This is a genomic window from Streptomyces albus subsp. chlorinus (assembly GCF_013302895.1).
GTDB lineage: Bacteria > Actinomycetota > Actinomycetes > Streptomycetales > Streptomycetaceae > Streptomyces > Streptomyces chlorinus.
Genome location: NZ_VJOK01000001.1, coordinates 2402202 through 2409734, shown reverse-complemented (window position 1 = coordinate 2409734; position 7533 = coordinate 2402202). Strand labels below are relative to the sequence as shown.

Genomic DNA, 7533 nt, shown 5'->3' with positions numbered 1-7533 from the left:
GTACCCGTCCGGCCGCGCCGGAGGGTGACCCGTACGGTCACCTCCACGGCTCCCGCCGAGGAGGCGGAGACGACGGCCGCCGCGGGGACCACGGCCGCTGCGGAGGCCGGGACCGAGGCGGAGGCCGGTGCCAAGAAGGCCCCGGCCAAGAAGGCGGCCAGGAAGACCGCGGCCAAGTCCACCGCCAAGACGGCCGCGAAGACCGCGGCCAAGACCGCCAAGACCGCCAAGACCGCGGCCAAGAAGACCGCGAAGAAGGCCACGGCGAAGAAGACGACGGCCAAGGAGGCGACGAAGAAGAGCGCCGCCAAGAAGACGGCCGCCGCCGGGCAGGAGGGCACGCAGTCGGTGTCGGCTCCGGCCTCCTCGGACTCCGGGGACTGAGCCCGTCACGCCCGGGTACGTCCGTCGCGACGCCGGGGGCGCCCTGTGCGGGGCGCCCCCGGGACGGGCGGTCCGGGGCCGGGGCAGGGGGGGCAGGCCGGATGGGGTACCCTTGACGTTCGGCGTGTCGTTTGTATGGCGCGCTGCTCCTGAGCAACTCCCTCCCGCTCCGGCGGGAGAGGCCGCTCAGTCCTTCGGATCAGGTCCGCGCCCGGCGCGGATGTGGGCGGCTGGCGTCAGGGGCTCCGATGTTCGAGCGAGAGAGAGTTCCGCGTGTACGCGATCGTGCGCACTGGCGGGCGCCAGCAGAAGGTCTCTGTGGGCGACGTCATCGAGGTAGACCGTATTTCTGACAGCAAGGTCGGCGACACCGTCGAGCTCTCGACCCTGCTCGTCGTCGACGGTGACGCGGTCACCAGCGACCCGTGGGTCCTGGCGGGCGTGAAGGTCCAGGCCGAGGTGGTGGATCACCACAAGGGCGACAAGATCCGGATCCAGAAGTACAAGAACAAGACCGGATACAAGAAGCGCATCGGCCACCGGCAGCTCCACACCGCGCTGAAGGTCACCGAGATCCCGGCCCCGGCCAAGAAGTAAGGACTGAGGAGAGATGGCACACAAGAAGGGCGCATCGTCCACCCGGAACGGTCGCGACTCCAACCCGCAGTACCTCGGCGTGAAGCGCTTCGGCGGTCAGGTCGTCAACGCGGGTGAGATCCTGGTCCGCCAGCGCGGCACCCACTTCCACCCGGGCAAGGGCGTCGGCCGTGGCGGCGACGACACCCTGTTCGCGCTGGACGCGGGTGCGGTGCAGTTCGGCACCCACCGCGGCCGCAAGGTCGTGAACATCGTCCCGGCCGCCGAGTAAGCAGCCGGGGACGACCCACGCAGCACCCCGAGGGCGGACCTCCTCTCCTTGTCGTGCACACCACCAGGTGCGTACGCCGGGAAGCGGGTCCGCCCTTGGTGCGTTCAATCAGCGAACAGCACATCGCAAACAGCACACGGCAAACAGCACGCGGCACACAGCGCCCAGCAGCACCGCGAAGAGCGGACAGCGGCGCCTCGCCGCGCACACAGCAGTACGCAGCAGCATCACCAGCACGCCTTGGAGGCACATCCCTATGACCACCTTCGTGGACCGCGTCGAGCTGCACGTCGCCGCGGGTAACGGTGGGCACGGCTGCGCCTCCGTGCACCGTGAGAAGTTCAAGCCGCTCGGCGGACCCGACGGCGGCAACGGCGGGCGCGGCGGCGACGTCGTCTTCGTCGTCGACCCGGACGTGACGACGCTGCTCGACTACCACCACAGCCCGCACCGCAAGGCCACCAACGGCCGGCCCGGCGAGGGCGGCCACCGCTCCGGTCAGGACGGCAAGGACCTGGTGCTGCCGGTGCCCGACGGCACCGTCGTCCTCGACCGGCACGGCGAGGTGCTGGCCGACATGGTCGGCGCGGGCACCACCTTCGTCGCCGGCCGCGGCGGCCGGGGCGGGCTGGGCAACGCGGCCCTGGCCTCCGCGCGGCGCAAGGCGCCCGGTTTCGCGCTGCTCGGGGAGCCCGGCGAGACGCGGGACGTGGTGCTGGAGCTGAAGACCGTCGCGGACGTGGCGCTCGTCGGCTACCCGAGCGCGGGCAAGTCCTCGCTGATCTCGGTGCTGTCCGCGGCCAAGCCGAAGATCGCCGACTACCCGTTCACCACCCTGGTGCCGAACCTCGGCGTCGTCACCGCGGGCTCCACCGTCTACACCATCGCGGACGTGCCCGGACTGATCCCCGGCGCCAGCGAGGGCAGGGGCCTGGGTCTGGAGTTCCTCCGGCACGTGGAGCGCTGCGCCGTGCTGGTCCACGTCCTGGACTGCGCGGCCCTGGAGACCGACCGCGACCCCGTCACCGACCTGGACGTGATCGAGGCGGAGCTGTCCCGCTACGGCGGCCTGGACGAGCGGCCCCGTGTCGTCGTCCTCAACAAGACGGACATCCCCGAGGGCAAGGATCTGGCCGACATCGTCCGGCCGGATCTGGAGGCGCGCGGCCTGCCCGTCCTGGAGGTCTCCGCCGTCTCCCGCCAGGGCCTCAAGGAGCTGTCCTACGCGCTCGCCCGCCTCGTGGACGAGGCCCGCGCGGCACGCCCCGCACAGGAGTCCACCCGCGTGGTGATCCGCCCCAAGGCCGTGGACGACGCGGGCTTCACCGTGACCCGCGGCGGCGACGGGCTCTTCCGGGTGCGCGGCGAGAAGCCGGAGCGCTGGGTGCGCCAGACCGACTTCAGCAACGACGAGGCCGTCGGCTACCTCGCCGACCGGCTCGCCCGCCTCGGGGTCGAGGAGGAGCTGTTCAAGGCGGGCGCCCGCGAGGGCGACGGTGTCGCCATCGGCGACGAGGAGAACGCCGTCGTCTTCGACTGGGAGCCCACCATGGTCACCGGTGCCGAGATGCTCGGCCGCCGCGGCGAGGACCACCGCTTCGACGGCCTCCGCCCCGCCGCCCAGCGCCGCCGCGACCGCGAGGCGGAACGGGCGGAGAACGACGCACTGGGCGAGTACGAGAACTTCGACCCGTTCGAGGGCTGACACCTTCGCGTTCCGGCCCTCAGCCCAGGACCCTCCGGGCGCCTCCCGGGGGGCCGCCCTGAGCTGTTTCCTCCACGAGCGGACGTCCATGCGTGAAGGGAAGGTTATCCTCACGGCATGAGCGTCGAGCCGCTTCCCGACTGGGTGATCCCGCCTCCCGGCGGCTTCACCGCCGAGGCGTTCCTGCGGCTGACCGGTCTTCCTCCGCACACCGAGCTCATCGACGGGAGCCTGGTTTTCGTGAGCCCGCGGGAGAAGTGGCACAGCCGCGTCATCAACCTCCTGCTCGGCGAGCTGGACGCGCAGGCGCCGTCCGGTCTGCGCGCCGACCGGGAGATGGCCGTACGGCTTGCCAAACGGCAGGTTCCGGAGCCGGACGTGGTGGTCGTCATGGCTGAGGCGTACGACCGCGAGTCGCCCTCCACGCACTACCTGGCCGGGGACGTGGTGCTGGCGGTGGAGGCGGTGTCGCCCGACTCGGAGGACCGGGACAGGGACACCAAGCCCCGCAAGTACGCCGCCGCGGGCATCCCGCACTACTGGCGCGTCGAGCACCGCGACGGCGTCACCACCGCCTACCTCTACGAGCGCGACCCGGCGACCGGCGCCTACGCCCTGACCGGTATCCATCACGACCGGCTGAAGACGGCCGTGCCGTTCACCCTGGACATCGATCTCACCGCGGTCGGCCGCCGCCCGCCGGTCCGCTGAGCCGGGCCGGCGTCAGTTCTCGGGCTGTTCCTGGACGCCCTTGCAGCGCGGGGTGTCGTCGGCCGCGCCGGGCAGTGCCGCGGCGCGGGTGCGGCGGAACTGTGCGACATAGGCGTCGTGGACGGCGGCGCTGCCGGCCTTCAGCAGGGTCTCGTCGTTCCGGGTGAGTGCGGGGCCCGAGTAGTTGTGGCTGCCGGTCCACACGAGCTTGCGGGTGGCCTTGGCGTAACGGCCGGAGATCATCAGGGTCTTGGAGTGGATGACCTGGGCCGAGGTCTTGGTGTTGCCGTCGTCGTCGTAGTGCAGGCAGCGCATGGTGGGGCCGTCCGGCGCGTGGAGGGTCTCCCAGGTGCCGGGGGAGCCGGAGCTGTCCTCGCTGTCGGTCTGGGCGTAGACGATGTCCACGGCGCAGCCCTGGCGTCGCAGGGAGGCGAGCTTGTCGGCGACGGACTGGCGGGTGAGCTTGAACATGGCCAGCCGCACGCTGGTGCGGTGGTTTCCGCGTGCGTCCTTCCACCGGCAGGTGACGTTGTCGAGGATGCCGTTCACCGTGTCGCCGCCGCCCGGACGCGGGAAGAAGTAGCTCGTATAGGGGGAGGCGGTGGCGCGCGTGTAGCGCCAGGCGCTCCAGTCGGCGGCGGCGATCTTGTCGAAGTACCGGCTGTAGGCGTCGTAGGTGCCCGCCTGGGAGACGACCAGCGCGTCGTTCCAGAACTTGGTGTAGCTGCCGGGCGACAGGTTCGAGGACGTCTGCACCACGACGTTCCGTAAACCGCCGGAGCGGGAGAAGAGCCAGAACTTGTTGTGCGCGATGGAGGCGCCCGCGCCGGGGTCCCCCAGGCAGGACTTGTTCTTGGGGCACAGCCCGACGAAGGACCGTTTCTTCCGGTCGGTGCCGAGCGCCTTGCGCAAGATGGCGTACGAGCTGGAAGAGGGCATCGCGCTGACGCTGGACTCGTCCAGCATCACCCGCACCTCGACGCGGCGCTTCTTCGAGGTGTGCGCCGTGGCGAGCGCCCGGGCCACCTCCGCGTCCCAGAAGTGGTAGAGGGCCACCTTGATCGTGGAACGCGGCGCGGCGGCCTTGATACGGGCCAGCAGATCGCTGCGGATGGCGCGCTGCTGGGCGGCGCTGCCGTTGGGCTGGTTGAAGACCGGGCCGGTGCCGGGCGGGGCCGCCGCGGCGGGCGCGGGCGCGGTGAGGGAGAGTCCCGCGGTGAGCAGCAGGACCAGTGGTGGGGCGGCGACGCTCGGACGTGTCACGTGTGTCCCTTTCGGGCGGGCGGGGCGGGCGGGGTCGCCAGTGAGCGTAGGGACGGGGGAGCGGGGCTCCCAGACCGCCTCGCCCACATCTGGGACCCCTGGGGCTGGTGTGTCTCAGGCATACGAAAGAGTCCCGGGAGGCGAAGCCTCCCGGGACCCCAACGCCGCTGCGTGCGCCCCTGCGCCGGTTTCCGTCCCGCGCGCCGTCCGAAGGAGCGACCCGCCCGGCACCGGCCGCCGGCTGCCCGTGCCGACCGGCCGCGCCGACCGTCGCGCTGTCTGTCCCGGCGCCGGTGACGGCCGGCCGCGCCTCAGGTCGTGACCGCGTCCTCCGGGTCGCCGCTCGGGGCCTCCATCTCGGCCTCCTCGGCGGCCTCCTCCGTCTCGCGCTGCCCGGGGATCTCGGCCGTGCGCCGCGCCACGCGCGCGTTGCGGGCCTCCGCCTCGGCGGCCAGCTCCAGCGCGGCGGCGTTGAAGCGGGCCAGCGACGGCGGGTCGGAGGGGCCCAGCAGATGCGCCTTCAGCTCCTGGCGCGCCCGCACCAGCCCGTCCTTGGCCGGGTCGCGCACCGACTCCAGGAGCGCCGGGAGCTGCCGCGCGTCGGGGGTCAGCACCGTGCCGGCCCGCACGGTCGGGAAGGTGCCGCGGAACTCCTCCTCGGTCATCCCGCTGGTGTTGGCCACCGCGTACGGCTTCTCGCTGCTGAGGTAGTCCGAGACGACGGAGGAGACGTCCGAGATCAGCAGGTCGGCCTGGTTGAAGCAGGTGAAGATCGCCGGGCGCGGGCCGGTGACGATCTGGTGCTCGCCCTCCGGGAAGGACGCCCAGTAGGCGGCCTCCCACGCCTCGGTCGCGGCCCGCACCCGCTCCGCGTTGCCCTCCTCGGGGGTGCCCTGGATCTTCATCCGCTCCATCTCGTCCGCGCTGGGACGGAACGCGGTGGTGGTGACCTCGTCCAGGGCCGCCGTGCGGCGCTCCAGCTCGGCGACGGCCTGCGGGTCGCGCCGCTGGATGCCGCGCTCGGCGTTCGCCTGGGTGATCATGGCGCGGATGCGCTGGTCGGCGGCGCCCGCGCGCGGGTCCACCGAGCCGGTCATCGGGTGCGGCTTGTAGAGCAGCCGCACCTTCGGGTCGGCCAGCAGGTGCCGGACGATGTTCTCGCCGGCCAGCACCACCGAGGTGTTGCCGGGGTTGCCGTCCCAGCCCTCCCAGGTGGGGGCGTACAGCACGGTCGTGTAGCCGCCCGCGGGCACCGCCGCGCGCTCGCTGATGTGCTGGATGGGGCTCAGCTGGGGGCGGCCGACCTCCACCACGTCCCTGTCGTCCACCCCGACCTCGGCGAGCGCGTACCGCTCGCGCGCCGCCTCACCGGCGACCCACACCTGGTCGTATGCCTTGGCGTACGGGTTGCAGGAGGAGAGCTTGTCGGACTCGCCGTGGTTGATGAAGGCGTGCTTGATAGTGGGGATGCGCAGCACCTGCGAGGTCTTGCCGGAGTTCGCCGGGTGCACCAGGACCCTGAGCGTGGAGTGCTCCAGGCGCATGAGGTGGGCGACCTTGGGGATGCAGACGATCGGGATGTCGGTGGCGTCGATCTTCTGCACCATGAACCGCTCGCGGAGCACGATCAGCGGGCGCCCGTCCAGCTGGGCCAGGGTGCTCAGCCACATGTTCGCCTGGTAGGCGCTGGTGGTGCCGCCGGAGAAGTACATGCCCACGGTCGGCTTGTAGTCGGCCAGCCACTTGTCCAGCCAAGCCAGCACCTCCTGCTCGCTCCGGGAGCGCTTCCTGGGCAGCATCCAGGTGCCCAGGTAGACCGCGCTGCCCAGCGAGAGCAGGAAGGAGCAGCTCACACCGACGAGGCCCCACTCCTGCACGTTGGAGCCCGCGGTGAGCATGAGCCCGACGGTGCCGGGGACCGAGAAGCGCAGCAGCCGGCGGCTGGGCTGCCGGGCCAGCAGCCGGGAGGGCGCGTTGGACAGGTTGAGCGCGGAGGCGTCGATGTTGCGGGTGACGACCGGGAGGGTGCGGCTGCGCCGCACCAGCTGGGCGACCGCCTGGCACAGGAAGTGCGCGGCGTAGGCGATCAGGAGCAGCAGGGTGAGCGGACGCTCGATGTCCGGCGGGACGTCGGGGATCCGCACCAGCCCGATGACGATCAGCATGTCGCGCAGCAGCTGCCGCGTGGTGACGTCGAAGCGGACCTTCCCCAGCAGCGCCAGCAGTCCTGGCTGCTTGTGTGTGAGGTACAGGTCGAGAGCGAGGCCCGCCAGGGAGGCGGTGACGAAGACGGGCACGTTCGGCAGCAGGGCGCCCGCGAGCTGCGCGGTGTAGAACACCGCCAGTGCGAGCAGCGCCGCGAGCTGCACGGCGCGTCGGGTGGAGAGTCCGGCAGAGGGCACGGGCTGGGCTCCTGGAAGGGAGATCGAGGGTCTGTACGAGATGGATGGCCGGTGGCGGTGGCCAGAGTCGGTCCCTGACGGTATGACGCCCGCGGGTCAAGTGACAATCTTCGGCGGACCCGGATACGTGCTTACGTGGTCAAAGGTAACCATCTCCCCGCGTCCATTGCGCGGAACGGATGAGCGTCCCGGACCAGGGC

The 7533-nt window shown here is 71.6% G+C and carries 7 protein-coding genes; 5 read left to right on the top strand and 2 right to left on the bottom strand.

All coding sequences use genetic code 11. The features are described 5' to 3' along the window. From FM076_RS10895 to FM076_RS10875, 5 genes are all read left to right on the top strand, one after another. On the top strand, window positions 1-384 hold a 384-nt coding region (locus FM076_RS10895; RefSeq protein ID WP_207730268.1), incomplete at its 5' end, for a hypothetical protein. Between the two features lie 273 nt (window positions 385-657). Continuing rightward, entirely contained in the window at window positions 658-981 is a 324-nt protein-coding gene (gene rplU, locus FM076_RS10890; protein WP_173869835.1) for a 50S ribosomal protein L21, read from the top strand. Between the two features lie 13 nt (window positions 982-994). Continuing rightward, on the top strand, window positions 995-1252 hold the full coding sequence (gene rpmA / locus FM076_RS10885; RefSeq protein WP_173869833.1) for a 50S ribosomal protein L27: 258 nt from the start codon (window positions 995-997) through the stop codon (window positions 1250-1252). 256 nt (window positions 1253-1508) lie between these two features. After that, the gene (gene obgE / locus FM076_RS10880) at window positions 1509-2957 is read left to right on the top strand and encodes a GTPase ObgE (RefSeq protein ID WP_173869831.1); all 1449 of its coding nucleotides are present in this window, start codon (window positions 1509-1511) and stop codon (window positions 2955-2957) included. Between the two features lie 117 nt (window positions 2958-3074). After that, window positions 3075-3668 (top strand): Uma2 family endonuclease, encoded by a 594-nt coding sequence (locus FM076_RS10875; protein WP_173869828.1) that lies wholly within the window; start codon window positions 3075-3077, stop codon window positions 3666-3668. A gap of 12 nt (window positions 3669-3680) precedes the next feature. On the opposite strand, the gene FM076_RS10870 is transcribed toward FM076_RS10875, so the two are convergent. Then, on the bottom strand, window positions 3681-4931 hold the full coding sequence (locus FM076_RS10870; protein ID WP_173869826.1) for a phospholipase D-like domain-containing protein: 1251 nt from the start codon (window positions 4929-4931) through the stop codon (window positions 3681-3683). Window positions 4932-5242: 311 nt separating this feature from the next. After that, on the bottom strand, window positions 5243-7333 hold the full coding sequence (locus FM076_RS10865) for a hypothetical protein (RefSeq protein WP_173869824.1): 2091 nt from the start codon (window positions 7331-7333) through the stop codon (window positions 5243-5245). Between the last annotated feature and the right edge of the window lie 200 nt (window positions 7334-7533).

Coding starts and splice junctions, on each gene's coding strand:
- rpmA (WP_173869833.1), top strand. CDS start 995: ATGGCACACAAGAAGGGCGCATCGTCCACCCGGAACGGTCGCGACTCC.
- obgE (WP_173869831.1), top strand. CDS start 1,509: ATGACCACCTTCGTGGACCGCGTCGAGCTGCACGTCGCCGCGGGTAAC.
- FM076_RS10875 (WP_173869828.1), top strand. CDS start 3,075: ATGAGCGTCGAGCCGCTTCCCGACTGGGTGATCCCGCCTCCCGGCGGC.